This is a genomic window from Rhizobium sp. NLR10b (assembly GCF_019685435.1).
Lineage (GTDB): Bacteria > Pseudomonadota > Alphaproteobacteria > Rhizobiales > Rhizobiaceae > Rhizobium.
The window spans coordinates 294,639-318,352 of record NZ_JABDWV010000005.1; the positions used below are offsets into that span (position 1 = coordinate 294,639).

Genomic DNA, 23,714 nt, shown 5'->3' on the forward strand with positions numbered 1-23,714 from the left:
CAATCCACTGAAGCCGGATTTGCTTGGAACGATGCGCTGCCTGGAATGGCGCGCCAAAGCGCAGGAGTGCAGATGAAAAGACGCTATTTCGGTACGGACGGTATTCGCGGTCAATCCAACGTCTTCCCGATGACGCCGGATCTCGCCATGCGGGTCGGCATCGCCGCCGGCACGATCTTCCGCCGGGGCAACCACCGTCATCGCGTTGTCATCGGCAAGGATACGCGCCTTTCCGGCTATATGCTTGAGAACGCCATGGTGGCAGGCTTCACGGCTGCGGGCCTCGACGCCTTCATTCTCGGCCCGATTCCGACGCCTGCCGTCGCCATGCTGACGCGTTCGCTGCGCTGCGATATCGGCGTGATGATCTCCGCTTCGCACAATCCTTATGAAGATAACGGCATCAAACTGTTCGGCCCCGACGGCTACAAGCTTTCGGACGACATCGAGGCCGAGATCGAGGACCTGCTCGAAAAGGATCTGAACGCGCAGCTTGCCAAGTCCGACGATATCGGCCGCGCCAAACGCGTCGACGGCGTGCATGATCGTTATATCGAACATGCCAAGCGCACACTGCCGCGCGACGTGACGCTGCAAGGGCTGAGGGTCGCGATCGATTGCGCCAATGGTGCTGCCTACAAGGTGGCGCCCGCCGTGCTCTGGGAGCTCGGCGCCGATGTCGTTACCATCGGCAACGAACCGAACGGCACCAATATCAATCTCAATTGCGGTTCCACCAGTCCCGTCGCATTGCAGAAGAAAGTCGATGAGGTTCGCGCCGATATCGGTATCGCGCTCGACGGCGACGCGGACCGCGTCATCATTATCGACGAGAACGGTTCGATCGTTGACGGCGACCAGCTGATGGCCGTCATCGCCGAGAGCTGGGCCGAGAGCCAGCAGCTGCGCGGCAACGGTATCGTCGCCACTGTCATGTCCAATCTCGGCCTCGAGCGTTTCCTCGACGAACGCGGCATGGCGCTTGCCCGCACAAAGGTCGGCGACCGCTACGTTGTCGAGCATATGCGCCAGCACAATTACAATGTCGGCGGCGAGCAATCGGGACACATCGTGCTTTCGGATTACGGTACGACAGGCGACGGTCTGGTCGCAGCGCTGCAGATCCTTGCCGCGGTCAAGCGCACCGGCCGCACCGTCAGCGAAGTCTGCCGGCGCTTCGAGCCGGTGCCGCAGCTCCTGCGCAATGTCCGCATCAGCGGCGGCAAGCCGCTGGAGGATATTCAGGTACAGAAGGCGATTGCCGATGCCGAAGCCGAGCTCGCCAGAAACGGCCGCCTCGTCATCCGGCCTTCGGGCACCGAGCCGTTGATCCGCGTCATGGCCGAGGGCGACGACCGCACTCAGATCGAGCGCATCGTCAACGAGCTGATCGGGATGATCTCGAATGTCCGGACCGCTGCCTGACACTCTGTGTGAACAGATAATCAAAGGGCCGGTGCGTGAGCGCCGGCTTTTTTGTTGTGCACGTCGGCGGCATGTATCTCTGCTCAAACCATTTTCCGACGCAGTCGATCTTCTGTTTCATGCGACTTCGATGCTTGAAATCAAAGTAAATAAGCGTGGTTAAGCAGCTTTTAACGTTTTCAATTCATTATCCATGCCAAGCGTATCAGATTGGCAGCGACTGAGCCTGCCGACGCAACGGGATTTTGGAGTGAAATCCATGAAGAGAAGCTTGTCCGGCATCCTCGCAGCATTGTTGATAGCGACAAACGCCTATTCCGCGGATCTCGCCCCTGCCGAACCCATCCCTGAACAGCCGCCGGAGGTGGCGGTTGCCGAAGCGACCGGCTGGTATCTGCGCGGCGACGTCGGTTATGCCTTCACCGATCTGCGCGGCGCGCGCTATTTCCAAGGCAGCAACGCCACGGAGGTCGATTTCGACGACGCCGATGTCGACGACGCATGGACGGTTGGCGGCGGTGTCGGTTATCAGATCAACAGCTATCTGCGCACCGATCTGACCTTCGACTATCTCACCCAGGCGGATTTCAATGGCTCGACATCCGGGCAGTGCGGCTTCCCGCTGGTGGATTGCACCTCGCGCGACCGCTCTTCGCTGACCGCCTATACGCTGCTGGCCAACGCCTATGTCGATCTCGGCACCTACGGCTATGTGACGCCGTATGTCGGCGCCGGTATCGGCGGCTCCTACGTCAAGTGGAAAAACCTGCGCAATGTCGCCTGCGCCGATGACGGCAGCTTCTGCGACGACGAGGTCACCCACGGCGGCAAGGGCAACTGGCGCTTCACCTACGCCCTCATGGCCGGCGCCTCGGTCGACGTCACCTGCAACTTCAAGGCCGATGTCGGCTACCGATACCTGCATATCGATGGCGGCAACATGTTCGGCTATGCCGAAAATGGCGGTCCGGGCCGCGACAGGGGCCTCAGCGCCCATGAAGTCCGCGTCGGTGGCCGCTACCTCTTTGGCGGATGCGCTCAGCCGGTCGCCTACGAGCCGCCGGCAATCCCGCTGCAGCAGCCGGTCTACAAGTAAGCCTCTCAAGCCATCGCATCAGAAGCCGCCCCCGCTCCGGGCGGCTTTTTCATTTTTCGCCACCCTGCCTGCGTCAAAATATCTACAGCTTGCGACACTTCGATCTTGACTATGAAGCTTCCGATCCATACACACGGCGGCGGGACACCCTTCCCCAACGAAGGGCTTTCTATCTGAGAGGATAGCATCATGGCGAAGACCGCAAAGCCGGACATCCGTCCGCACAATACCCATTTTTCTTCTGGCCCCTGCTCGAAGCGCCCCGGTTGGTCGCTCGAAGCCCTTTCCGACGCGGCCCTCGGCCGTTCGCATCGTGCGAAGGTCGGCAAGGCCAAGCTCAAGCAGGCCATCGACCTTACCCGTGAAATTCTCGAAGTGCCGGCGGATTACCGCATCGGCATCGTTCCGGCCTCCGACACCGGCGCCGTCGAAATGGCGCTCTGGTCGCTGCTCGGCGAACGCGGCGTCGACATGCTCGCCTGGGAAAGCTTCGGCGCCGGCTGGGTAACCGATGTGGTCAAGCAGCTGAAGCTCAAGGATGTGCGCAAGCTCGAAGCGGGTTACGGCGAGCTTCCCGATCTTTCCGCCGTCGATTTCGACCGCGACGTCGTCTTCACCTGGAACGGCACGACCTCGGGCGTGCGCGTCCCGAATGCCGATTTCATTCCTGCCGACCGCAAGGGTCTGACGATCTGCGACGCCACCTCGGCCGCTTTTGCCCAGGAGCTCGATTTCGCCAAGCTCGACGTCGTCACCTTCTCCTGGCAGAAGGTGCTGGGCGGCGAAGGGGCCCACGGTGTCATCATTCTCTCGCCGCGTGCCGTCGAGCGTCTCACCACCTACACGCCGGTCTGGCCGCTGCCGAAGATCTTCCGCATGACCTCGGGCGGCAAGCTGACGGAAGGCATCTTCCAGGGCGAGACGATCAACACGCCGTCGATGCTCTGCGTCGAGGACTATATCGATGCGTTGCTTTGGGCCAAGGAGCTCGGCGGTCTTCAGAGCCTGATCGCTCGTGCCGATGCCAATGCCAAGGTCATCCACGATTTCGTCGCGGCAAACGACTGGATCGCCAATCTCGCCGTCAAGGCGGAAACGGCCTCCAACACCTCCGTCTGCCTGAAGATCGTCGACAAGGACATCACGGCGCTCGATGACGACGGCCAGGCGAATTTCGCCAAAGGCCTCGTCGGCCTCCTGGAAAAGGAAGGTGTCGCCTATGACATCGGTCATTACCGCGACGCGCCGTCGGGCCTGCGCATCTGGGCCGGCGCCACGATCGAGGCGTCCGACATGCAGAAGCTGATGCCCTGGCTTTCCTGGGCCTTCGAAACGCAGAAGGCGCAGCTTGCTCAGGCCGCCGCCTGACGTGATCGCGTCCGGCTTCGCCACGTCCGGCGGAGCCCAGCATTCCATTTTCATTCATCGCTGAACACTTTTGAAGGAGGCCACAATGGCACCTCGCGTTCTCGTATCCGACGAATTGTCGGAAACCGCCGTCCAGATCTTCCGCGACCGCGGCGTCGAAGTCGATTTCGAACCGCAGCTCGGCAAGGACAAGGACCGTTTGCTCGAAGTCATCGGCAAATATGATGGTCTGGCCATCCGCTCAGCCACCAAGGTGACGGAAAAGATCATCGAAGGGGCGAAGAACCTCAAGGTTGTCGGCCGCGCCGGCATCGGCGTCGACAATGTCGATATCCCGGCCGCCTCGCGCCGCGGCATCATCGTCATGAACACGCCTTTCGGCAATTCGATCACGACCGCCGAACACGCCATCGCCCTGATGCTCGCCGTCGCCCGCCAGCTTCCGGCCGCCGATGCCTCGACGCAGGCTGGCAAATGGGAGAAGTCGAAATTCATGGGCGTCGAGATCACCGGCAAGACGCTCGGCGTCATCGGCGCCGGCAATATCGGCTCGATCGTCTGCTCCCGCGCTATCGGTCTGAAGATGCATGTCGTCGCCTATGATCCGTTCCTTTCCAAGGAGCGCGCGGAGGAGATGGGCGTCACCAAAGTCGAACTCGACGAGCTTTTCGCCCGCGCCGATTTCATCACACTGCACGTGCCGATGACCGACAAGACGCGCGGCATCCTCAACAAGGAAGCGCTGGCAAAGACGAAGCCCGGCGTGCGCATCGTCAATTGCGCCCGCGGTGGCCTGGTCGATGAAGCGGCACTTGCCGAAGCCATCAAGTCCGGCCACGTCGCCGGTGCCGCCTTCGACGTCTTCGAAGTCGAGCCCGCCAAGGAAAGCCCGCTGTTCGGTCTGCCGAACGTCGTTTGCACGCCGCATCTCGGCGCTTCGACGACCGAGGCGCAGGAAAATGTCGCGCTGCAGGTTGCCGAACAAATGTCGGACTACCTTGTCAACGGCGCGGTCTCCAACGCCATCAACATGCCGTCGATCACGGCTGAGGAAGCGCCGATCCTGAAGCCCTTCATCCGTCTTGCGGACGTTCTCGGCGCCTTCGTCGGGCAGGTCACCGAGGAGCCGATCAAGGAAATCGAAATCCTCTATGATGGTGTGACCGCCAATATGAACACGCGGGCGCTGACGAGCGCGGTTCTTGCGGGCCTGATCCGCCCGCAGGTCGCCGACGTCAACATGGTTTCCGCGCCGATCATGATCAAGGAAAAGGGCATCGTGCTTTCCGAGGTCAAGCGCGACAAGACGGGCGTCTTCGATGGCTATATCAAGCTGACAGTGACGACCGAAAGCATGACGCGCTCCGTCGCCGGCACGGTGTTTTCGGATGGCAAGCCGCGCTTCATTCAGATCAAGGGCATCAACCTTGATGCCGATGTCGGTTCGCACATGATCTACATCACCAATACCGACGTCCCCGGCATGATTGGCTTCATCGGCACGACGCTCGGCACTGCCGGTGTCAATATCGCCAACTTCCAGCTCGGCCGCGACAAGCAGGGTGGCGACGCAATTGCGCTGCTCTATGTCGACGGCGAGGTGGATGATGGCGTGCTCACGCAGTTGACGGCGCACCAGGCGATCCGCCAGGCAAAGCTGCTGACCTTCAATATCGACTGAGTTTCCTTCCTCCAAGGAAAACAAGAGCCCGGCGCAGGAAACGGCACCGGGCTTTGCTGCGTCAGGAACAGGTTTCAACGGTGCCGACGCCGCCGGACGATCCTGCCGAGACGGGCGGCTTCGTCCTGCGCCTTCGTACGGTGGAGGAAGGCGAGCCTGCTGCCGTCGAAACCCTGGAAGAACTCGTCCCAGGAAATCTCTTCCAGTGGCTCGGAGGAGAAATCGACGCGGACGGTTTCGCTGTCACGCGCGTCCTTTATGCGGGCGGGATGGCCGCCGCGCGCTTCGATCCAGTCTCTGATCCTGGTGTAATCCGTCGTCGTGCCGAACCTGGCCATGAAACCCTCCGCAGCATTCGATTGCGACATTGATCTTCGGCAACGCGTATCCGGCAGAATAGTTCCATAGGGCGAAATTATTTTTTTCACTGTTTGCAGTTGTGCCGGTCAGGCATTCGTTATTTTGATAATGGCGGCCGGGAGCTGCGTAATTCGCATGGGCTGAAGGAGGATGACATGAAACACTATTCATTCTCGATAATCGGACTGGCGCTGGCGGCTGTCGTCATCGCCAATCCAGGCATCGCATTCGCCTGCAACAAGCTGATCGGCGCCTGAGCAGTACCCCCCCGCTTCCAAGGCGTGGCTTCAGCCGCGCTTGCTTTCTCACGCGATTGCGAGCTGTCCGCCGCCGCCCCTTGCGTCGCGATACAATCCTTTCTATATCGGTCACCTACCGAAAAAGGCGGCCGATCCCGCCTGAGATCAGCAATCCGCCGCAATTGCAGCGCAAGGGCGGGTTATGAACGCGCAGAATTTGGCACCGCCGTTGAACACACTGGATTTTGACAAGAAGCCGGAAGAGACCCGCGTCGTCGTCGCCATGTCGGGCGGCGTCGATTCCTCCGTCGTGGCCGGCCTTCTCAAACAGCAGGGTTACGACGTGCTCGGCATCACCCTGCAGCTTTACGATCATGGCGCCGCTGTTCACCGCGCCGGCTCCTGCTGCGCCGGCCAGGACATCGACGACGCCCGCCGCGTCTGCGAAACGCTGGGCATTCCGCATTACGTACTCGATTATGAAAAGCGTTTTCGCGAGACGGTGATCAATCCTTTCGCCGAAAGCTACGTGGCGGGCGAAACACCGATCCCTTGTGTTTCCTGCAACCAGACCGTCAAGTTTGCCGATCTCTTGGCGACCGCCAAGGAGCTCGGCGCCGATGCGCTGGCGACGGGTCATTATATCCGCTCGCGACCGAACCCTTCGGATGAGAAGCCCGGCCGCCGCGCGCTTTTCCGGCCGGCCGACGCCGACCGTGACCAGAGCTATTTTCTCTTCGCCACGACGCAGGAACAGATCGATTATCTGCGCTTTCCGCTGGGCGGCCTGCCGAAGGCCGAAACCCGCAGGCTCGCCGAAGAGATGGGGCTCGTTGTCGCGAAGAAGGCCGACAGCCAGGACATCTGCTTCGTGCCGCAGGGCAAATATTCCGACATCATCACCAAGCTGAAGCCGAATGCGGCGCTCGCCGGCGAGATCGTCCATCTCGACGGCCGCGTATTGGGAAGCCATGAAGGCATCCTGCACTTCACCATCGGCCAGCGCCGCGGCATCGGCATCGCCACGGGCGAACCGCTTTATGTCGTCTATCTCGATGCCCGCTCACGCCGCGTCATCGTCGGGCCGAAGGAAGCGCTGGAAACGCACCGCGTCTATCTGCGCGATGTCAATTGGCTGGGCGACGTTCCGCTCGCGGAGGCCGCTTCCGGCCGCGGTTTTGCCTGCTACGCCAAGGTCCGTTCGACGCGGGCACCGGCGCCTGCCGTACTGCATGTCGATGCCACCGGCACCTATGTCGATCTGACCGTCGGCGAGGCGGGTATCGCGCCCGGCCAGGCCTGCGCGCTTTATTCGGCGCCCGGCGACGACGCCCGTGTCTTCGGCGGCGGTTTCATCGAACGCTCCGAACGCGAACCTTCGGCCGAAGCTTCGCTCAAGGCCTTGCTGGCCGGCCCCGTCGCTGCCTGAAACCCATCAGAAACGATGGGCGGCAAAGCTCAGCGTTTTTCTCCATCCTGCGCTTGACACAAAGCCGAAGCGCACCTTATAAGCCGCTCATCCCACGAGCCCGCAGCGCTTCGCGAGCAGGTATCGTTTGACCAGTGGCGGAGTAGCTCAGTAGGTCAGAGCAGAGGAATCATAATCCTTGTGTCGGGGGTTCAAATCCCTCCTCCGCTACCAACAAAACAGACGACAAGTCCGGTCCGGTAATTCCCTCCAGCCAGCCTTTGATCTCATAGTGGTAGGCCTCTCCCGGTTTCCTTCGGGAAACGATGATGCCTGAGATGACATCCCTGAAGGCTCTCGCCATTTCAACCGTTGGCTCTGCCCCTCGCTCCTTGAGGATTTCGGCAAGACTCTCCACATCCTCCCTAAATCTCGTCACAGCCTTCGGCTTGATCTCGATCACATTCGACGGCGGTTCCTGTGCGGCAAGTTCTCCCTTCAGCCGTTCGCGCTCTGCCTTCATCGGTGGCAGCATCGACAGAACGTCCTCTTCTTCAATCGTCCCTCGCGCCACCTGGTCAAGGAGGCGTCCAATTCGCTCCTGGACATCCGCCAGCGCCCTTTCCGTATTGCCGCGACTGTTGCGCCGCTCCGCAGCTATTCGCTTGCTCTCGGCTTTGTATTCTTCGACGTAGGCGTCGATGATTGAGGTGTCAGCGAACATTACCCGCAGCCGGTCAATGACATCGCGTTCGATCTTCTCGACGTAATAGCGGGCATCATTGGAGCAACTGCCCGATTCCTTGTTTACGGTGCACTGTACGCGCGGCCCGCTCCGATCGGCGCCGATGATTGACAGCGATCCTCCGCACTCGCAACGCAGAAGTCCGGATAACAACCGCTTGTTCTTTGGTGCAGTCCGTGCGGCCGTTCCGGTCCGCTCCTTCTTGCTGTCCCTCACCAATTGGAAAAGCTTGTCGTCAACTATCCGAAGGTGAGGGGCATCGATCGTCTCCACCGCCGAATCCTCATTGATCCGAGACACCCTCTTTCCGGTCGAAGGATCTTTGACCATGTGAACGCGATTCCAAACGATCTGGCCGGAATAGATCGGGTTCCGAAGAATACCGTTGCCGCGATTGCTATTGCCGTTGATGGTGGAGGCGTTCCACTGCTTCCCGCGTGGCGCCGGCACACCGTCGTCATTCAATGCCTTTGCGATGGTGCGGGCGCTGATGCCGGCCGCGTACATGTCAAAGATCCTGCGGATGACGGTCGCTTCTTCCTCGACGATCTCCAGCTCTCCCTTGTGGCCGGCGATCGGCCGATATCCATAAGCCTTGCCTCCGGGATTGCGGCCGGAGCGGACGACGCCGGTCATGCCGCGTTTCACCTTGCGGGCGCCTTCCTCACGCTGCATCTGTCCGACAATGCCGTACATGCCGATCTGGACGGTATCCATCAGACCGCCGTTGACGCATTGCATCTCGATGTTACGGAATTTCAGCACCTTGTGGACGTGGGCAAGGTCGGCAATGTCGCGCGACACTCGGTCGGTGGATTCGGTGATCAGGATATCGAACTCACCGCGTTCGGCGGCTGTCATAAGATCAGCAAGGCCGGGGCGGCCGAACATGGAAGCTCCCGATTTTGCCTTGTCCGAAAACTGCTTGATGACCTTGGCGCCCAGCCGGCCGGCGAAGTCCTGGCATAATCTGAACTGATCCTCGACCGATTTGTCGTTCTGCAAATCGGTCGAGTAGCGAGCGTAGAGTACCGCGCGTTTCATTGTTTTGTTGCCTGCTTTTCCTCTGAGAGGTTTTCATTAGCGGGCTCGGGCGGAATGGCGTCAAGTCGCGCCCGCCTCCTGGCGAGCGCCTTAACCAGTTCGATGAGGGGGCTTGGGGCCTCCATGGCCTAGTTCCCCCCGTTATCCACAGGGGTCCGCTCGTCACCAAGCAGCGACCGAAGGAAGATGCGCAGCGCATGTTCGCTGCCGATCGTGCAGTTGGCGATGCTGTCGAAGACGTTTTCGTCGCGCAACGCGATCTCAGCTTTCGCCCGGACATCATCGAGCGATCGGCATGGTTCTTTCAACATTGCCGTCTCAGCGTCTTCCTTCGCTTGCCAGAGCTCATCGTTGTCATGGCCGGGGTCGAGTTTCATCTCATTGCTGAACCGGGTATCCGCCGCGCGCCAATCCTCGATAGCTCGCGTGAGCGAAGGACTTAGTGCGTTGTTTGTTGTGATCTTACCGGCGACTATGCGAGCGACAGTCATGGAATAGTCGTTGACCGCGCTCATGAACCCCAGGACAAGCCCCTTCGCCGCCTGCTTTGCGATCATATCCAGAACGATGTTGCCGAGAAGGGTAGCATTGCCGACAGTCGGATGTTCGCCGACGTATTCCAGATACTCGAGGGCAAGACTGCGGCCCTTCGCGGAATCACAGGTATAGTTGCCCGTGACGGAATAATCGCCGGCGGTCTGGACGTTCCAGTATTCGATCCCGCCACCCTCTGCGCGGGTTCTGGGCCGCATGAAAGAAAGATCGACGGCTGGATGAGGAGACTTAAGCATTGGAGCTGCCCTCCATCTCCCGCCGGGATACGTAGGCGCCGGGAATGTCGAAGTGTTCGATCCCCACAGCCACGTGCGCCACGTGGAAGTGTGCGATGTTGATGAGACTGGTGACGCGATCGAGCGGGTTATTCCGCCCCCCATCAGGAAGCCTGTAGTCGACCTCCTCGACCAGCAAATTACGGATTGTGTCCAGCAGCCGCTCAAGGTCGGCAAGCTCGTAAACGAGGTCGGAAGGTTTGAGGTTTGCATTGGGCTTCATCGGATCATCTCCCCTTCACCCGCGGCGTAAAATGCATCTCGGACCCGTGTCGCCCGGAAGGAGACGTCGTTCCAGGCAAAGCTCAGGGTCTCAAGCTGGTATTTTGTCAGCATGATCATCAGCGCGTCGTTGCCTCTCGTTTCCATCGGGACCAGTTGGTCGTCGAGAAGGTCGGCAAGAATGTCGGTCATGTGGTTGAGGCAGCAGATCTCGTGTTCGAGGTCTCTGAACGCGCTGATGATCTCGGCGTCGGTAGGCGGTACTTTCGGCATAGCTTCGCCAGCGGCCGTTTTCATGTTCGGCATGATCGTATCTCCAGTGATGTTTGGGAGATCGGCGCAACGTGCGCCGGTCGCTGGTTAGTTGCAGTTCCGGAAGTTGCGTACGGCCGTCTTGAGGCGCCGGCGCGCATTGGCCTCGTTCTTCTTGGCGTAGACGAGGTTCTGATAGGCTCCGTGAGTGTCGCCCATCATCGCCTTCCACTCGTCGCTGTCGCGCTCGATGCGCGCGATGCCGCGGGTCTCCTTCCAATCGGCGTAGGCTTCGCGCAGCACCTGCTTTTTCGTGCTGACGTTGGCTTCGTATGCGTCGAGCTCAATTGCGCAGTTCGCCACGACCACCATCAGGTGGATCTTCTGGGCGGTGTGGGCGATTGAAGACGTCGCATCTTTCGTGCTATGACTTCCCATGTCCAAATCTCCAAGGTGTGGACGTTGATTTCCGCTGCCAGGCGGTAGTCTTTCGAATTCGGCGATCATCGAGGCTGCAACCTCGTTAGATCGCCGTTTTCATTTTTGGGCCAAGACCGGCAATTTGGCGGCTTGGAGCTTCTCCATGCGCTCAACGATACAGCGGATGATTTCACTGTTCTGCGAGCTATGGTTTCTTTTGGCTTCGGCTTCGACGAAGGATTTGGCCTCGTGCGGAAGCCGCAGCATTACTTTCTTCAATCCCCGATTCACGCTCTTCTCCTTCGTTAAGGTTAATATGTCATAGTGCTACCATTGCCGTCAATGCCGATGTAGCACTATGACATCATTAATATAGAAGTGTTGATTGGAGGCCGATTATGGCCAAGAGCACGATTTCGAAAGACCCAGTTTCGGAGCAAGATAAGTTCATGCTGCGCCTGCCGGCAGGTATGCGCGATGCCATCCGAGAGGAGGCGGACGCCAATGGCCGCAGCATGAATGCTGAGATTGTCCATCGCCTTGAAAATTCGCTCGATCCCAATTTTTTTGGATCCGAGTTCAAAAGGGTCAGTCAGAATTACGAAGCATCGTCGTCTACAGTGAACCATTTTCTTCAGATGCTTGCCAAGAAGAATGTGCTGTACGTAGCGCTGGATGCTGGGGCTGTTCCAATTTCGTGGCCCGAAGTAATGACCAACCTGAACGCCATTGCATCTGCCCTCGAGGAGCCAATTGAAAAGATCGACGCTGCTGTCTTCACGCCCCAGGTGTCGCCGTCGCGAATCAGAGAAGACGCATGGTTCGCTCTCCTCGATTTCTTTCGAAAGCAACGGGCAGGTTCGGACGACGAAAGCTGATTGTCGGGAAGGGGTACGCAGGTTGTGCGTACCGTTGTCGCGCTCGCTCGACCTCGCCTTAGCAAGAACAGGCGGCGCGGCGCCTTCATGAGCAGTTTCCACCGACGACGTAAACCTGACAAGGACCGTTTCGGCGAGCCGATCGATGGTCCGCTTGACACTGACTTGCCGGGTTTCCAGCAGATCTCCGATCTCCCGGCTCGACATCGCGGGTCTGGAAGTGAGCTGCTGCATGTGCACTCCATCGTTTAAGATGGGTGTATCTTAATGAATGATTTTTCAGGCGTCAATTGTCTGTGACTGAAATTTCAGTCATATGATGCTCAGCTCACGATGGATGCTTGTTACAATGGCGTGGATAGAAACCGATTCTCCCTCGCCAGAACTGTAAGCATTTTCCATTCCAAACGTCGTGGATGGAATTTTGTACGATCGGTAGACCGGGTCTTTTGATTTTGGCACTAATCGGAAGCCTTCATCGCTCTCTTCGACCACGCGAACGATCCATTCATCCAGGTTTTGAGATGCTAAGGAGTGCTCGACGATGACAATCTGCCCATTCCGCAGGTCGTACTGATCTCCGAAGCCGCTGGCGGCCATCAAGATGTCGCCCTTGAAGATTCCGATGTTTTCCAGGGAATGATCGAGCAGCCGATAAGGAAATACACTGAACTTCGGCAGGCGAAGATCCGTAGCAACCGGGTACTGCTGCTCCTCAAGGGTCTTGTCCAATGCCCACTCTAGGTTTCTTTCAAATGAGCGGTGTTCCAGGGGAATACGGGCGCGAAAGACACCGCTCTCGATATCTCGGACCGCTGGCAACAAACTAAGGTCGCGAAATGGCTGTTTAGGATCTTTCGATGTCGTTGCGATTTCTGTGCCGCCGACAAGATAGCTAAGCGAGCATTGCAAAGGGCCTGTCAGCTTCTGGATAGTGTCCAACCTCGGGCTAGTTGAATTTCCAGCAAGAATATCTTGAACAGCAGATCTGCCGAGGCCGGCCTCCAAGGAGACGGCCGCAGCACTTTTCCTTAGGACTTCAAGGCGGTGCCTTATGCGGTCTGCGAGCGTGTTTGGTTCTTTTTCCATGACTGGAATATCAAACGGATCGAATGAAAAATCCAGAACGAAAAATCAGCCGCCGGCTTGATGGCGAATGATTTTTCCGTTAACGTTAATGGATGGAAAACGAACTTCGCTCTACTTTGCTCGACACCGCGTCCGCTTTTGCCAAAGCGTGCGGATGCGCTTTATCAACGGTTTCCCGTCGCGTTAAAAACGACGCGGCGTTTTTTTCACGTATCAAAGACACTTCCAAGACATTCACGGCGCGCACCTATGATGAGGTCATGCTTTGGTTTGCAGAAAATTGGCCTGCCGGAAGGCAGATGCCTCTCGGCCTGATGAAATGGATGGCTGAGACCGGCCACCGGCGGGCGGAACTAGTATGACCGCAACGCTGGAAGAGCAAACCGCTGCGTGGGAATCCTACCGTCTAGCGAAGGCTAACGCCGATAGGTCTCTCAGCTTTCAGGACGGGCGCGCCGCCGCGTTGGCTTGGCGCGCGTTCATCGCCCTCTTTACGGGCCGGCCGGCGCCGGGATCGGTCGACCTGCTATCTCACCCAAAAGTGGCGATCCTCCCCGGAAATAGACATCGCGGTTCCGGAGGCAGATCAACCCATGAGCGATGAGCTGGATGTGCAATGCCTCCCGTACATGCCGCTTCAGATCGAGCGACTGCGGAGGTCGAAGGCTTGGCTTCGTTGTAAGCGGAATCCGGAGATCGCGTTTTATCTGATGAACCTTTGGATGCGTGCCTGGCACGAGATCCCGGCCGGCAGCATCGAGGACGACGACGATGTTTTGGCCGATGCCGCCATGTGCTCGCCGGCGAAATGGGAAGAGTTGAAGGACGACATCCTCAAGGGTTGGGATCGACGCGACGGACGAGTGTGGCACAGCACTGTCGTAGAGCTTGCCACGGAGGCTGTCGGCAAGCTTCGCACGAACAAGACGCGCACTGCAGCAGCCAGGGAGGCGCGAGAACGTCAACGTCAGGCTTCTGTGACAGACACTGTGACAGAGAATGTCACTGACTCTGTAACAGAGCACGAAGGGAAGGGAAGGGAAGAGAAGGGAATAAAAGATAATACAACATCTGACGATGTTGTTACCGCCGACCCTTCCAAATCTCAGATTTTCGCCTTTGAGGCTCAGGCAATCCGACTAACAGAGGCGAACCTGGAGCAGTGGCGGAAGGCATTCCCGCATGTCTCGCTCGAGGCGGAGTTATGGGCCCTGGACGAGTGGGCAGGCACCAAAGGCAAGCGCTGGTTCACGGCCGTGAGCGGAGCGTTGGCGAAAAAGGAACGAGAAGCTTCCGAGCGCGTAGCCGCGGCCGCCGCAATCCGTGATCGAGGGGGAGGCCGACCACGGTCTGATCCTCGAATATGAAAACCGCGACCGACATCCTCGACAAACACGGCATTCGCCTTCGGCGGATTGTAGCCGGAAACCAGAAAACGACTTGCCCGAAATGCTCAGCGTCGAGGCGGAACAAGCGAGAGCCCTGTCTTTCGGTTCGCATCGACAGCCAAGGCGTCCAGTTCAACTGCCATCACTGCGGCTTCCAAGGAGGCGACTATTTTGACGAACAAGCTAGGCCCGGTGGGCGTCCAGGCTTTTCAAAACCGGCAGATCGACCCGGCGGTCGCCGAACTTTCCGGCGCCTATACGGGTAGGGTCGTCACCATGGCCGACGGCGGCACAGCGGTAGAGCCTGATATTGCCGGCAACATTGTCGTCTTCCCGTTCATCGACGGCGGCAGCGCTGTAGGCGAGAAGTACCGAGCGCCCGGCAAAAAGTTCTGGCAGCGCAAAGGCGGCCGGAAAACATTCTGGAATGCGGACTGCATGGATGACCCGGCGCTTGAGGAAGGGCAAAAATCGCTGATCATCACCGAGGGCGAAATCGACGGGCTGACGGCGATCGATTGCGGTTTTCACACCACAGTCAGCGTACCTGACGGCGCGCCGCCTGTCCCTCAGGGCGAAGATCCCGACCAGCTCGACGATGTCGTTCCCGACGACGACAGTCATGGGAAGTTCGAATTCGTCTTCAACAACCGTCACCGCATCAAGCGGATCAAGCGGTTCATCCTCGCTGTCGACAACGATCCTCCGGGCCGGCGGCTGGCGGCGGAACTGGTTCGCCGTCTTGGTGCCGCCCGTTGCGCATTTGTCACCTATCCGGGAGGCTGCAAGGATCTCAACGACGTCAAGATGCGCTATGGCGCCGATGCGGTGGTCAGGGTCATCACCGAAGCGAAGCCATATCCCGTGAAGGGCATCTATCTACTCTCCGACTATCCGGAGCTCGACGAGCCGAAAACCTATTCGACAGGCTGGCCGGACCTCGATCCCTACCTCCAGCTTTGGCTCGGCGAGCTGCTGGTAGTCACCGGCATCCCGGGCCACGGTAAATCGACCTGGACGATGAACCTTTGCGTCAACCTCGCTCGGGCCCACGGTTGGCGGGTAGGCGTGGCATCTTTCGAAATTCCTACGGTGCCGGCTCTTCGCTTCAAGCTCCGTCTTGCAGTCACCGGAACGGAAACGAAGCAATGGACACGCGATCTCGTTGCCGAGGCGGACGTCTTCATTCAGAAGCATTTCGTCTTCATCGATGCCGATCCGACAGGCGAGACAGACGACGACATGACGCTGGAATGGCTGCTCGATCGTGCCGCGGACGCGGTCATGCGATATTCGATCAAGGTCCTGGTCATCGATCCTTGGAACGAGGTCGAGCACTACCGGCCGCGAAACGAGAGCGAGACGCAATACATCAACCGGGCGCTCCGGCAGATCAGGAAGTTTGCGCTTCGGTACGGAGTGCTGGCGATCGTCGTCGCGCATCCTACCAAGGATCTCGGCAAAGGCGGCGAAGCCCGGACCCCGACCATGTACGACATCGAGGGATCGGCGGCTTGGTACAACAAGCCAGACCATGGCGTGGTGATCGACGTTCCCGATCCGGCGATGAACGAAACCGTCGTCTGGATCAAGAAGGCTCGCTTCTCCTGGTCGGGCCGCAAAGGCGATGTGACGCTGCAGTATCTCCCGGAAATCGAAGGATACCGGTCTCTGAACGGCTTCGCCCCGCTGTGGAAGTCAGCCCGTGGCGAGGCTGAATACCAGCGACCGAAACAACCAAAGTCCAACGCCTATCAAGGAAAAGATAGGCACTGAAAAATGACCATCAAGGAAAGACAGGAGCGCGAAGCGCACGACCGAGAGAACCCTTGGCGCCCGATGGGAACGGCGCCGCGTGGAACTGGACTCATCTGCGACCTGCTATTCGACGACATGGTCGGTCATTTCGCGGCAGAGGGGTTGCAGTTCTTCCTCGACGCCGATGGGGACTGGTATCAGATCGACCCGCCCAAACGCGTCTACTCCCCCAACCCGATTAACTGGCGCCCGTCTTATGTGCGGATGACCCCCGAGCGTCGCAACCTGATCAAGAAGAGGCTGGCATGAACGTGAGAGTTTCAGGACGCCCGAACGCTGAAGCGGTTTCGGAAATTGAGTTCTTCGAGGCACGGAAAGGCGAGGCTAGGCGACACACGCCGGTTGAGACCTGGTTTGCCGTGAAGGCCGCGCCCGGCGCGCAACGTTGCCCGTCAATGCGGGAAGGGCACGACCGGAAGGGCGAAAGCATCATCGAGCGGAACCTTCGCAACGAGGGCTTCGAAGCGTTCATGCCAAGCTATCGGATTGAAGTCCGCCATCATCGACAGGGCCACTGGATCGAGCGCCGCTTCCCGACCTTCGTCGGGTACGTTTTCATCAACATCGGACCTGACGATTTCCGCAAGGTCGAAGAGGTGAACGGCGTGAGCAAGATCCTGCGCTTCACCACGACATTCGAACAGCGGCCCATGCCATTCGCGTTCCCTCAGGAGACGATCGACCGCCTCCGCTACATCGAGTGGGAGCAGGAGCAGAACTTCCTGTTAGGCCGCGCCTGCCGGCAGCGCGAAGAAGAACTCGATCGGGAGCAGCCCGGGCTCCGTGGCAAGTCATCCAGTCGAAGGATCAGAAGGGCTCAGTTCACAGAGTTGCCTGGCGGTCTCGCTTCAAGCCTGCAAAGCTCTTCGTCACGAGTATTCATAACTGAAACGATGAAAACGCTAGGAAATTTAGGCGGCGGGGTTGAATAGGCATAACCTATCGGTTATCTTCTGCGCACTGATTTGTGGATGTCCAGTGCGCAGGCCGCCGGTCCACGCGGATAAGCAGCAATCCGCGCCATGGAAGAAGTGCGCCTGCGGCAAAGTCCTTCGAATTATGAGGATATGATCGCTTGGCCAAAAGCCCTCAAGGCTGCTTCTCGATCAGCTTCAAACATCTTCTTTGCAAGATCGTCAAAGTCTAGCGACGAGACCGTCAGGCTGACGGGCTCCATCTTAGCCTTGCTGCCCAGGTTGCAACCAAAGACGATGATACCACGTCTCTCTTTACTGCCCGTGTACGATTTCAAGGTTACAGAAGGATCGATAATCTTTCTGCCGCTCAAATAGCGATCTACGTGGGAATGATTGAGTTTGTTGAACCCCGGATAGGTCATGAACTGTCCCTCAAGTTCCTTGAGGAGCTAGCTTCCTTTTTGAGTTCGCGCAAGCTCTCGGTCGATGCTGTCGGCGAGATCGGGGAAGACTTCCCTGAAAGGCCTGGCGCTGGCGATCTGTTCATCGGTCGCCTCTGGATTATCCGAGTCCGAAGCGATCAGCCTCTGGACTTCGGCCTCTTCCTCGTCAGTTAAGGGGCGTGTCGAAGGGTACTTGGAATTCATCAGGCTCTCCCGGCTATTTCTTATGCTGCTGCGCGAGTTCGTTTGCCTTGTCTCTGTTGTTCCCCGCCTTCTTGATGATGTCCTTGGCCTGGTCAACCGTTAGGCCATGCTTCCGCCGGAAATAGCTGAGTTCATACGGTTGCTCCGCCGAGACTCTTTTGCGGTCTTGCTTCAGTGCTTTCTTGTTGTCGGCCATTCCATCCTCCTGTGGTTGCTTGGCTCCCCTCAAATGAATTTGCGCGGATCAGCCGAAAGGCAAGTGCGCTCCTCGTAATGTAAGCAACGCGACGACCAGCCAATCAGAAGGCGGGAATATGTGCAGCGCGCAGAGCGCAGTCCACTCGGCGGTTTTCCGTCATCGGTCAATGAAGTAACAAATCTTTAAACCGCCAGATTTAAGGTGCTAACTTCCCAAAGCTTCGGAAGGAGAAACGATCATGGCAGAAATTGTCCCGTTCTGTCGCCCGCGAAGTTTCCAAAAGCACAGAGCTTTGCTCGAAAAAGTTGTTGACGGGGAAGTGGTACAGTGCGTCAACGTGGATGTGCTATCTCCTGGCGAGAGAGCTGACTTTTTTGAAAACGGCAAGCTGGCGGAAACACGTCCCGCCAACCTGCCAAGGCGACCGCTAGGCCGCTGACTGGATAATGTCGCTGTTGGTCGGCATTGCAGTCGCGGCACCGCTGGTGAAAAGCTGATCGCAGTGCGTCAACATGGATTCGATGAATCGCCCATGATAGACGCCGTAGAGCGCTTTCGTTGTTTTGACTTTGGTATTTGCAATAAAGTTCATGATCAGGTAGCCGTCGGAAATGGAAGGGCGTAGCCACGCCTGGTTCTTCCATTGTTCGGGGGTATGAGTGAAGTCGCCGTCCTTGTCATATGACCAGGTGACCACATGCCCCTCATCGATGGCCTTCTTGAAGGCGGCCAAGAGGCCTTTAGGATCGGAAGTTGCAAAATTAATTGCCATTGGTTTGCCTATAATGATGGGTCGAGCCGCAAACCCAGTTGCTTGGGAGGATCTCGTTCGCGACGGCTCACCGTAGGGGTCGCGGACGTCGAGGGGCTGGCGTCATCACCGCCAGCTCCCTCATTTTGCGCATGTATCAGATTTCTCTTGACGAGTCATTCTGCGTCGCAACATGTCGTGCCGTTCTCAGAACATTCTGGGAATGGCATACTATATCTTGTGCATTTGTGGCTTTGGCTCTCGCTAGTCATTGAGACTGGCCGCTCGTTACTGTGCTTCGGAATGACTATCGGCGACAGCTGTTGATGCAGCGCGGCAGCACTCGACCGGGTGATTCGCACCAAAGTCGTTTCGAAGACAAGGGGACGGAAGGCATTCGTATCGCCTACCGCCCAGCTCTTCGTCCGTTTTCAGTGCTTTTGCTGCAATCATTCGTTGATACTGATTGCAGCCCTTCCCCGCCGATCAGAAGGCAGGACCATGATAGGAAGACCCACAAAGTTCACACAGTCCCTGGCTGACACCATCTGCGAGCGTATAGCTGACGGCGAAAGCCTGCGGTCGATCTGCCGCGATGAAGCAATGCCGGCGAAATCAACCGTCCTTTCGTGGCTGGCTGATGACGAGAAGTCTGCTTTTCGGACCAAGTATGCGCAGGCGCGCGAGATTCAGGCTGATGGTTTCGTCGATGAGATGGTCGAGATTGCCGACGACGGCACGAACGACTGGATGGAAAAGAAGAGCGCCGATGGTGAAACGATCGGCTGGCAGGAGAATGGCGAGGCAATCCGCCGCTCACAGCTTCGCATCGGCACGCGTCAATGGATTGCCGAGAAGCTGAAGCCGAAGAAGTACGGCGCCAAGGTCGAGCTGGAGCACGGCGTGACGAGTGGCGTGGCTGAGTTGCTGGAAGCGATCAATGGCAAGACCCGCGGACTTCCAAACGGCAGTTGATCAGTTCTCGGACTGGCGCTGGCGGCTGAACAACCTCTACTGGATCACGGATAAGGGCGGGAAGCGCGTCCGGTTCGAAATGAACTGGGCTCAGATGACGTTCTTCGAGCAGATGCATTACCTGAATGTTCTGCTCAAGGCGCGCCAGCTCGGCCTGACCACGTTCATCCAGATCTTCATGCTCGATGCCTGTGTCTTCAACAAGGATATCCGCGCAGGCACCATCGCTCACACGCTGGGCGATGCGCAGACCATCTTCCGGGATAAGGTGAAATATCCATACGACAATTTGCCGGAGGGCATTCGGGACGCGGTGCCGATCCAGCGGGACAACCAGACGGAACTGCTGCTGGCAAATAACTCGAGCATCCGCGTCGGCACGTCGCTGAGATCCGGCACGCTGCAGTACCTGCATATCTCGGAATACGGAAAGCTCTGCGCGAAGTATCCGGAGAAGGCGAGGGAAGTCAGGACAGGTGCACTCAACACCGTGCAGGCTGGGCAACTGGTCTTCATCGAAAGCACTGCCGAGGGGCAAGAGGGGCATTTCTACAATCTCTGCGAAGACGCCCAGATCAAGCATCGGCAGGCTGCGGCGCTGACTCCACTGGATTTCAAGTTCCACTTTTTCCCTTGGTGGAAGGAACCGCAATATTCGATCGCGTCTGCCGGCGTCATCGTCACCGACGCTTTCGCCAAGTATTTCCGCGGCCTCGCTGATCAGGGCATCGAACTGACGGACGGTCAGAAAGCTTGGTACGTCAAGAAGGCTGAGACGCAGCTCGGGGACATGAAACGGGAATACCCGTCGACGCCGGCCGAAGCATTCGAGGCCAGTGTCGAAGGCGCCTACTACGCCGACCAGATGGCGATGGTGGATGCTGAGGAGCGTCTAGGCGTGTTCCCGCATGTGCCTGGTTATCCGGTGCACACCATTTCCGACATCGGCATGGATGATACTAACAGCGTATGGCTCTTTCAGGTGCTGCCGAGCCGAGTTCGGATGATCGGCTATTTCGAGCACACCGGCACGGGCATGGATGGAATGCTCGACGAGCTGGAGCGTCGCGCCAAAGAGAACGGTTACGTCTACGGCGTCCACAACATGCCGCACGATATCCGCGTGAGGGAATGGACGCGCGGCGGCATGACCCGCATCGAGATCATGCTGCAGGAGGTCAAGGCTCGAAACCTTGGCACTGTCCGGAAGGTCGAGCGGGCCTATGTCCATGACCGCATCAACGGTACGCGGCGCATCTTGTCGAAGGTCGAGTTTGATCAGGCAGGATGCGCCCAGGGCGTCAAGTGCCTGCGAAACTACCGGAAAGAGTGGGACGAGGATCTTGGCGTGTTCCGCGATGAACCGCTGCATAACTGGGCATCGCACGGCGCCGACGCGTTCGGCGGCCTGGCGATCATCTTCACCGGCCTCGCAGCGGAACCGCTCAAACCTGAACCGAAGCAGCTGCCGACGTTCCAGACCATGACGTTCAACGACTTCGTCAACTCCACCCCATCCTATAGCGAGAGCGTTTGATGCAAGACGAAGTCACGACAATGCCGGTCGGCGAACAGTGGGATCTGGCAAAGGTCGGCGCCCACTGGCAGCAGGAGATTGAGAGAGCCGAGCGCTATTTCAAATCCTGGGTGGACCGCTGCGTCAAGATCGAGAAGATCTATCTGCAGCAGGCGGAGCAGACGAGCGCCAAGCGCCGGTTCCCGATGCTTTGGGCGAACATCTCGGTATTGCAGCCGGCCGTCTATGCCAGGGTGCCGCAGCCCGTTGTCGAACGTCGCTTCAAGGACTCGCAGCCGGTGGCGCGCATGGGCTCTGAACTAGTCGAGCGCAACCTTGCCTTTACGGCTGACGACGCCGATCTGGATTCGGTCATGCGGTCGGTGCGGGATGACTTCCTGCTGTGCGCCCGTGGCACGGTCTGGCTGCGCTATGAGGCGGACTTCGAACCGCTGGACATGGGTGTAGAGCCGTCTGATGCGCCTGGGATGCCGGACGATGTCTCTCCCATGGAGCAGATCACCGACGAGCGGGTGTGCATCGACTACGTGCACTGGTCGGACTTCCTGCATTCGCCAGCTCGGCGCTGGAAGGATGTGACATGGGTGGCTCGTCGTGTCTCGATGACCGATGAGGAGTTCGACAAGCGCTTTCCCGATGGACGAGGTTCGCTTGCCAAGGACGGCGCCGGCTCCAACCACGGCACGAACCAGACGGAACGGGCCCAGAACGAGGGCAAGATTTATGTTTGGGAGATCTGGTGCAAGAGCGAGAACTACACGGTCTGGATCGCCGATGGCTGCCCCGCCGCGCTCGAGGTATCCGAACCACCACTGAGGTTAAAGGGATTCTGGCCATGCCCTCGTCCGGCGTTCGGCACGCTCTCTACCGGCTCGCTCATTCCGGTGCCCGATTACGTTTACTACCAAGGCCCGTGCGACGAGATCGACATCCTCACCAAGCGCATCAACAAGCTGACGGATCAGCTGCGCCTGAAGATTTTCTATCCCTCAGGCGATGGCTCAGTATCGCCGGCAATCGAAAAGGCGATGCGGCCCGAGAACGACACTGTGATGGTCCCGATCCCAGAATGGGCGGCGTTTACGGACAAGGGCGGCTCAAAGGCCATCGTCACGCTTCCGATCGACGATGTGCAGAAAGTCATCGTTGCCTGCATCGAGGCGCGCAAGCAGCTAATCGAAGACGTCTATCAGATCACGGGTATCAGCGACATCGTGCGCGGCGACACCCAGGCCTCGGAGACGGCGACAGCGCAACGCATCAAGAGCCAGTGGGGCTCGATCCGCATTCGCGACCGCCAGGCTGAGCTTGCCCGCTTCGCCCGTGACGTTGTGGCAATTGCCGGCGAGATCATTTGCGATCAGTTCCAGCCCGAAACTCTGATGCTCGTCTCGGGTATCCAGTTGCTGACGACGGCGCAGAAGCAGCAGATCCAAATGCAGATGCAGCAGGCTCAGATGGCCGCCCAGCAGGCGGCGATGCGCGCGCAGCAGATGGGTCAGCCGTCGCCAGCGCAACCACCGCAACCGCCGATCCCGCCTGAGATGGCGCAGATGATGCAGCAGCCGTCGATCGACGAGGTTGTTCAGCTTCTTCGCAATGACAGTGTGCGCGGCTTTCGTATCGACATCGAGACGGACTCGACAATTGAACCGGACGAGGATGCAGAGAAGCAGCGCCGCATGGAGTTCGTGCAGATGGTTGGCAGCTTCATGCAGCAGGCCGGCGCCATTGCGCAACAGACGCCGATGCTTGTCCCCGTGATGGTCGAAACGCTGTTGTTCGCCGCTCGGGGCTTCCGTGCCGGCCGCCAGTTGGAAAACACGCTGGAGCAGGTGGGCGCGCAACTCTCGCAGGCAGCAACAGCACCAAAGCAGCCGCCGGAACCAACCCCGGAGCAGATGATCGATCTGAAAACTGCACAGGTGAAGGCCGGCGCCGAGGAGCGGAAAGCCCAGCTCGGTGTCGCCCAGGCCGAGATCGAACACCGCACCACCGTCGAGCAGGCACGCGGCGATATGGCGATGCAGGCCATGCAGCAGTTCCAGGCCGCTCAGCAGCCAGCAGCGCCGCAACAGCCTGCCTACCAGTAAGAGGTTTGACGATGAGAGAACGCTATTGCCGCGTTTGCGGCGGCTGGCACCAGCTCGACGCTTGGCCGCATAACTGCATGCCGGTGAAGAACCTCGCGCAGTCGGATCTGCCTGCGCCGCATTTCGTCAGCGACAGCATCGAAATCCAGTCGATGCATGACGGCAAGCACTACACATCGAAGGCAAAGCTGCGTTCCGCTTACCGCGCGGCCGGCGTGATCGAGATCGGAAATGAGAAGCCTCAGCCGATTGAGAAGCCCAAGACGGATCGGAAGGCGATCCGGAACGAACTGCGGCGGGTTTACGCCGAATACAACGCCTGAACGGGCATC

At 58.8% G+C, this 23,714-nt stretch carries 28 protein-coding genes and 1 tRNA gene; 17 read left to right on the forward strand and 12 right to left on the reverse strand.

All coding sequences use genetic code 11. The features are described from left to right. The first annotated feature begins 72 nt into the window (after positions 1-72). From glmM to serA, 4 genes are all read left to right on the forward strand, one after another. Positions 73-1,425, forward strand: coding sequence for a phosphoglucosamine mutase (gene glmM / locus HJB91_RS10350; RefSeq protein ID WP_210629945.1), 1,353 nt, complete (start codon positions 73-75; stop codon positions 1,423-1,425). A 259-nt stretch (positions 1,426-1,684) separates the two neighbouring features. Beyond that, complete coding sequence (locus HJB91_RS10355) at positions 1,685-2,521, forward strand: outer membrane protein (protein WP_210629946.1); 837 nt, start codon at positions 1,685-1,687, stop codon at positions 2,519-2,521. A 189-nt stretch (positions 2,522-2,710) separates the two neighbouring features. Continuing rightward, positions 2,711-3,889, forward strand: coding sequence for a phosphoserine transaminase (locus HJB91_RS10360; RefSeq protein WP_210629947.1), 1,179 nt, complete (start codon positions 2,711-2,713; stop codon positions 3,887-3,889). 85 nt (positions 3,890-3,974) lie between these two features. Next, on the forward strand, positions 3,975-5,570 hold the full coding sequence (gene serA, locus HJB91_RS10365) for a phosphoglycerate dehydrogenase (RefSeq protein WP_221154620.1): 1,596 nt from the start codon (positions 3,975-3,977) through the stop codon (positions 5,568-5,570). 74 nt (positions 5,571-5,644) lie between these two features. Here serA and HJB91_RS10370 read toward each other — a convergent pair whose 3' ends face one another. Beyond that, positions 5,645-5,908, reverse strand: coding sequence for a hypothetical protein (locus HJB91_RS10370; RefSeq protein ID WP_210629949.1), 264 nt, complete (start codon positions 5,906-5,908; stop codon positions 5,645-5,647). A gap of 490 nt (positions 5,909-6,398) precedes the next feature. Here HJB91_RS10370 and mnmA point away from each other — a divergent pair, with 490 nt between their 5' ends. Then, the gene (gene mnmA / locus HJB91_RS10375) at positions 6,399-7,598 is read left to right on the forward strand and encodes a tRNA 2-thiouridine(34) synthase MnmA (protein ID WP_221146502.1); all 1,200 of its coding nucleotides are present in this window, start codon (positions 6,399-6,401) and stop codon (positions 7,596-7,598) included. Positions 7,599-7,734: 136 nt separating this feature from the next. Beyond that, positions 7,735-7,811: transfer RNA gene (locus HJB91_RS10380), tRNA-Met, on the forward strand. On the opposite strand, the gene HJB91_RS10385 is transcribed toward HJB91_RS10380, so the two are convergent. The 6 genes from HJB91_RS10385 to HJB91_RS10410 all read right to left on the reverse strand — a co-directional run bounded on the left by HJB91_RS10385 (position 7,768) and on the right by HJB91_RS10410 (position 11,381). Next, positions 7,768-9,366, reverse strand: a complete 1,599-nt coding sequence (locus HJB91_RS10385) for a recombinase family protein (protein WP_221154695.1) — start codon at positions 9,364-9,366, stop codon at positions 7,768-7,770. The genes HJB91_RS10380 and HJB91_RS10385 overlap by 44 nt on opposite strands. Before the next feature lie 128 nt (positions 9,367-9,494). After that, positions 9,495-10,157: a hypothetical protein gene (locus HJB91_RS10390; protein WP_221154629.1), complete on the reverse strand. Its 663-nt coding sequence runs from the start codon at positions 10,155-10,157 to the stop codon at positions 9,495-9,497. Further along, the gene (locus tag HJB91_RS10395) at positions 10,150-10,419 is read right to left on the reverse strand and encodes a hypothetical protein (protein WP_221134796.1); all 270 of its coding nucleotides are present in this window, start codon (positions 10,417-10,419) and stop codon (positions 10,150-10,152) included. The genes HJB91_RS10390 and HJB91_RS10395 overlap by 8 nt, the downstream gene beginning before the upstream one ends. Beyond that, positions 10,416-10,724, reverse strand: coding sequence for a hypothetical protein (locus HJB91_RS10400; protein ID WP_221134797.1), 309 nt, complete (start codon positions 10,722-10,724; stop codon positions 10,416-10,418). Before HJB91_RS10400 ends, HJB91_RS10395 begins: the two co-directional genes overlap by 4 nt. Before the next feature lie 54 nt (positions 10,725-10,778). Continuing rightward, positions 10,779-11,108 carry a hypothetical protein gene (locus HJB91_RS10405; RefSeq protein ID WP_221134798.1) on the reverse strand — a complete coding sequence of 110 codons (330 nt, stop codon included), beginning with the start codon at positions 11,106-11,108 and terminating at the stop codon, positions 10,779-10,781. A gap of 99 nt (positions 11,109-11,207) precedes the next feature. Next, entirely contained in the window at positions 11,208-11,381 is a 174-nt protein-coding gene (locus tag HJB91_RS10410; RefSeq protein ID WP_221154630.1) for an Arc family DNA-binding protein, read from the reverse strand. Between the two features lie 107 nt (positions 11,382-11,488). Between HJB91_RS10410 and HJB91_RS31125 the strand changes: the two genes are divergently transcribed. Further along, the gene (locus HJB91_RS31125; RefSeq protein WP_221134800.1) at positions 11,489-11,968 is read left to right on the forward strand and encodes an Arc family DNA-binding protein; all 480 of its coding nucleotides are present in this window, start codon (positions 11,489-11,491) and stop codon (positions 11,966-11,968) included. A 312-nt stretch (positions 11,969-12,280) separates the two neighbouring features. Here the strand turns inward: HJB91_RS31125 and HJB91_RS10420 are convergent, their stop codons facing one another. Beyond that, the gene (locus tag HJB91_RS10420) at positions 12,281-13,057 is read right to left on the reverse strand and encodes a helix-turn-helix domain-containing protein (RefSeq protein WP_221134801.1); all 777 of its coding nucleotides are present in this window, start codon (positions 13,055-13,057) and stop codon (positions 12,281-12,283) included. A 92-nt stretch (positions 13,058-13,149) separates the two neighbouring features. On the opposite strand from HJB91_RS10420, the gene HJB91_RS10425 reads away from it, so the two are divergent. The 5 genes from HJB91_RS10425 to HJB91_RS10445 all read left to right on the forward strand — a co-directional run bounded on the left by HJB91_RS10425 (position 13,150) and on the right by HJB91_RS10445 (position 17,195). After that, a complete protein-coding gene (locus tag HJB91_RS10425; protein WP_221134802.1) occupies positions 13,150-13,419 on the forward strand; it encodes a hypothetical protein in 270 nt (89 codons plus the stop codon). Between the two features lie 231 nt (positions 13,420-13,650). Next, entirely contained in the window at positions 13,651-14,424 is a 774-nt protein-coding gene (locus tag HJB91_RS10430) for a DUF1376 domain-containing protein (RefSeq protein ID WP_221154631.1), read from the forward strand. Positions 14,425-14,616: 192 nt separating this feature from the next. Beyond that, on the forward strand, positions 14,617-16,221 hold the full coding sequence (locus HJB91_RS10435; protein WP_259669865.1) for a bifunctional DNA primase/helicase: 1,605 nt from the start codon (positions 14,617-14,619) through the stop codon (positions 16,219-16,221). A 3-nt stretch (positions 16,222-16,224) separates the two neighbouring features. Further along, on the forward strand, positions 16,225-16,512 hold the full coding sequence (locus tag HJB91_RS10440; protein ID WP_221154632.1) for a hypothetical protein: 288 nt from the start codon (positions 16,225-16,227) through the stop codon (positions 16,510-16,512). Then, positions 16,509-17,195, forward strand: coding sequence for a transcription termination/antitermination NusG family protein (locus HJB91_RS10445; RefSeq protein ID WP_221154637.1), 687 nt, complete (start codon positions 16,509-16,511; stop codon positions 17,193-17,195). The genes HJB91_RS10440 and HJB91_RS10445 overlap by 4 nt, the downstream gene beginning before the upstream one ends. Positions 17,196-17,320: 125 nt before the next feature. Here the strand turns inward: HJB91_RS10445 and HJB91_RS10450 are convergent, their stop codons facing one another. The 3 genes from HJB91_RS10450 to HJB91_RS10460 are packed head-to-tail and all read right to left on the reverse strand — an operon-like array spanning position 17,321 to position 18,023. Further along, positions 17,321-17,602: a hypothetical protein gene (locus tag HJB91_RS10450; protein WP_221154638.1), complete on the reverse strand. Its 282-nt coding sequence runs from the start codon at positions 17,600-17,602 to the stop codon at positions 17,321-17,323. Between the two features lie 27 nt (positions 17,603-17,629). Beyond that, positions 17,630-17,827: a hypothetical protein gene (locus tag HJB91_RS10455; RefSeq protein ID WP_221154640.1), complete on the reverse strand. Its 198-nt coding sequence runs from the start codon at positions 17,825-17,827 to the stop codon at positions 17,630-17,632. A 13-nt stretch (positions 17,828-17,840) separates the two neighbouring features. Next, positions 17,841-18,023, reverse strand: a complete 183-nt coding sequence (locus HJB91_RS10460) for a DUF3606 domain-containing protein (protein ID WP_221154641.1) — start codon at positions 18,021-18,023, stop codon at positions 17,841-17,843. 241 nt (positions 18,024-18,264) lie between these two features. On the opposite strand from HJB91_RS10460, the gene HJB91_RS10465 reads away from it, so the two are divergent. Continuing rightward, positions 18,265-18,465 (forward strand): hypothetical protein, encoded by a 201-nt coding sequence (locus tag HJB91_RS10465; RefSeq protein WP_221154643.1) that lies wholly within the window; start codon positions 18,265-18,267, stop codon positions 18,463-18,465. Here HJB91_RS10465 and HJB91_RS10470 read toward each other — a convergent pair. After that, positions 18,454-18,798, reverse strand: a complete 345-nt coding sequence (locus HJB91_RS10470) for a hypothetical protein (RefSeq protein WP_221154645.1) — start codon at positions 18,796-18,798, stop codon at positions 18,454-18,456. The genes HJB91_RS10465 and HJB91_RS10470 overlap by 12 nt on opposite strands. Before the next feature lie 483 nt (positions 18,799-19,281). On the opposite strand from HJB91_RS10470, the gene HJB91_RS10475 reads away from it, so the two are divergent. Genes HJB91_RS10475 through HJB91_RS10490 form a run of 4 tightly spaced genes read left to right on the forward strand, consistent with a single transcriptional unit; the run spans position 19,282 to position 23,705 of the window. Continuing rightward, on the forward strand, positions 19,282-19,752 hold the full coding sequence (locus tag HJB91_RS10475; RefSeq protein WP_221154698.1) for a terminase small subunit protein: 471 nt from the start codon (positions 19,282-19,284) through the stop codon (positions 19,750-19,752). Next, entirely contained in the window at positions 19,718-21,289 is a 1,572-nt protein-coding gene (locus HJB91_RS10480; protein WP_221154646.1) for a terminase, read from the forward strand. Before HJB91_RS10475 ends, HJB91_RS10480 begins: the two co-directional genes overlap by 35 nt. Continuing rightward, positions 21,289-23,382: a hypothetical protein gene (locus HJB91_RS10485; RefSeq protein ID WP_221154648.1), complete on the forward strand. Its 2,094-nt coding sequence runs from the start codon at positions 21,289-21,291 to the stop codon at positions 23,380-23,382. Before HJB91_RS10480 ends, HJB91_RS10485 begins: the two co-directional genes overlap by 1 nt. An 11-nt stretch (positions 23,383-23,393) precedes the next feature. Continuing rightward, positions 23,394-23,705 carry a hypothetical protein gene (locus HJB91_RS10490; protein ID WP_221153109.1) on the forward strand — a complete coding sequence of 104 codons (312 nt, stop codon included), beginning with the start codon at positions 23,394-23,396 and terminating at the stop codon, positions 23,703-23,705. Positions 23,706-23,714: the final 9 nt, after the last annotated feature.

What these genes read in the sequence shown, in the direction of transcription:
- HJB91_RS10355 (WP_210629946.1), top strand. Translation starts at nt 1,685, where the DNA reads ATGAAGAGAAGCTTGTCCGGCATCCTCGCAGCATTGTTGATAGCGACA.
- HJB91_RS10420 (WP_221134801.1), bottom strand. Translation starts at nt 13,057, where the DNA reads ATGGAAAAAGAACCAAACACGCTCGCAGACCGCATAAGGCACCGCCTT.
- HJB91_RS10405 (WP_221134798.1), bottom strand. Translation starts at nt 11,108, where the DNA reads ATGGGAAGTCATAGCACGAAAGATGCGACGTCTTCAATCGCCCACACC.
- HJB91_RS31125 (WP_221134800.1), top strand. Translation starts at nt 11,489, where the DNA reads ATGGCCAAGAGCACGATTTCGAAAGACCCAGTTTCGGAGCAAGATAAG.
- HJB91_RS10470 (WP_221154645.1), bottom strand. Translation starts at nt 18,798, where the DNA reads ATGGCAATTAATTTTGCAACTTCCGATCCTAAAGGCCTCTTGGCCGCC.
- HJB91_RS10490 (WP_221153109.1), top strand. Translation starts at nt 23,394, where the DNA reads ATGAGAGAACGCTATTGCCGCGTTTGCGGCGGCTGGCACCAGCTCGAC.
- serA (WP_221154620.1), top strand. Translation starts at nt 3,975, where the DNA reads ATGGCACCTCGCGTTCTCGTATCCGACGAATTGTCGGAAACCGCCGTC.
- HJB91_RS10455 (WP_221154640.1), bottom strand. Translation starts at nt 17,827, where the DNA reads ATGAATTCCAAGTACCCTTCGACACGCCCCTTAACTGACGAGGAAGAG.
- glmM (WP_210629945.1), top strand. Translation starts at nt 73, where the DNA reads ATGAAAAGACGCTATTTCGGTACGGACGGTATTCGCGGTCAATCCAAC.
- HJB91_RS10395 (WP_221134796.1), bottom strand. Translation starts at nt 10,419, where the DNA reads ATGAAGCCCAATGCAAACCTCAAACCTTCCGACCTCGTTTACGAGCTT.
- HJB91_RS10360 (WP_210629947.1), top strand. Translation starts at nt 2,711, where the DNA reads ATGGCGAAGACCGCAAAGCCGGACATCCGTCCGCACAATACCCATTTT.
- HJB91_RS10450 (WP_221154638.1), bottom strand. Translation starts at nt 17,602, where the DNA reads ATGACCTATCCGGGGTTCAACAAACTCAATCATTCCCACGTAGATCGC.
- HJB91_RS10480 (WP_221154646.1), top strand. Translation starts at nt 19,718, where the DNA reads ATGGCAAGACCCGCGGACTTCCAAACGGCAGTTGATCAGTTCTCGGAC.
- HJB91_RS10400 (WP_221134797.1), bottom strand. Translation starts at nt 10,724, where the DNA reads ATGCCGAACATGAAAACGGCCGCTGGCGAAGCTATGCCGAAAGTACCG.
- HJB91_RS10390 (WP_221154629.1), bottom strand. Translation starts at nt 10,157, where the DNA reads ATGCTTAAGTCTCCTCATCCAGCCGTCGATCTTTCTTTCATGCGGCCC.
- HJB91_RS10465 (WP_221154643.1), top strand. Translation starts at nt 18,265, where the DNA reads ATGGCAGAAATTGTCCCGTTCTGTCGCCCGCGAAGTTTCCAAAAGCAC.
- HJB91_RS10425 (WP_221134802.1), top strand. Translation starts at nt 13,150, where the DNA reads ATGGAAAACGAACTTCGCTCTACTTTGCTCGACACCGCGTCCGCTTTT.
- HJB91_RS10430 (WP_221154631.1), top strand. Translation starts at nt 13,651, where the DNA reads ATGAGCGATGAGCTGGATGTGCAATGCCTCCCGTACATGCCGCTTCAG.
- HJB91_RS10370 (WP_210629949.1), bottom strand. Translation starts at nt 5,908, where the DNA reads ATGGCCAGGTTCGGCACGACGACGGATTACACCAGGATCAGAGACTGG.
- HJB91_RS10385 (WP_221154695.1), bottom strand. Translation starts at nt 9,366, where the DNA reads ATGAAACGCGCGGTACTCTACGCTCGCTACTCGACCGATTTGCAGAAC.
- HJB91_RS10485 (WP_221154648.1), top strand. Translation starts at nt 21,289, where the DNA reads ATGCAAGACGAAGTCACGACAATGCCGGTCGGCGAACAGTGGGATCTG.
- HJB91_RS10460 (WP_221154641.1), bottom strand. Translation starts at nt 18,023, where the DNA reads ATGGCCGACAACAAGAAAGCACTGAAGCAAGACCGCAAAAGAGTCTCG.
- HJB91_RS10445 (WP_221154637.1), top strand. Translation starts at nt 16,509, where the DNA reads ATGAACGTGAGAGTTTCAGGACGCCCGAACGCTGAAGCGGTTTCGGAA.
- HJB91_RS10440 (WP_221154632.1), top strand. Translation starts at nt 16,225, where the DNA reads ATGACCATCAAGGAAAGACAGGAGCGCGAAGCGCACGACCGAGAGAAC.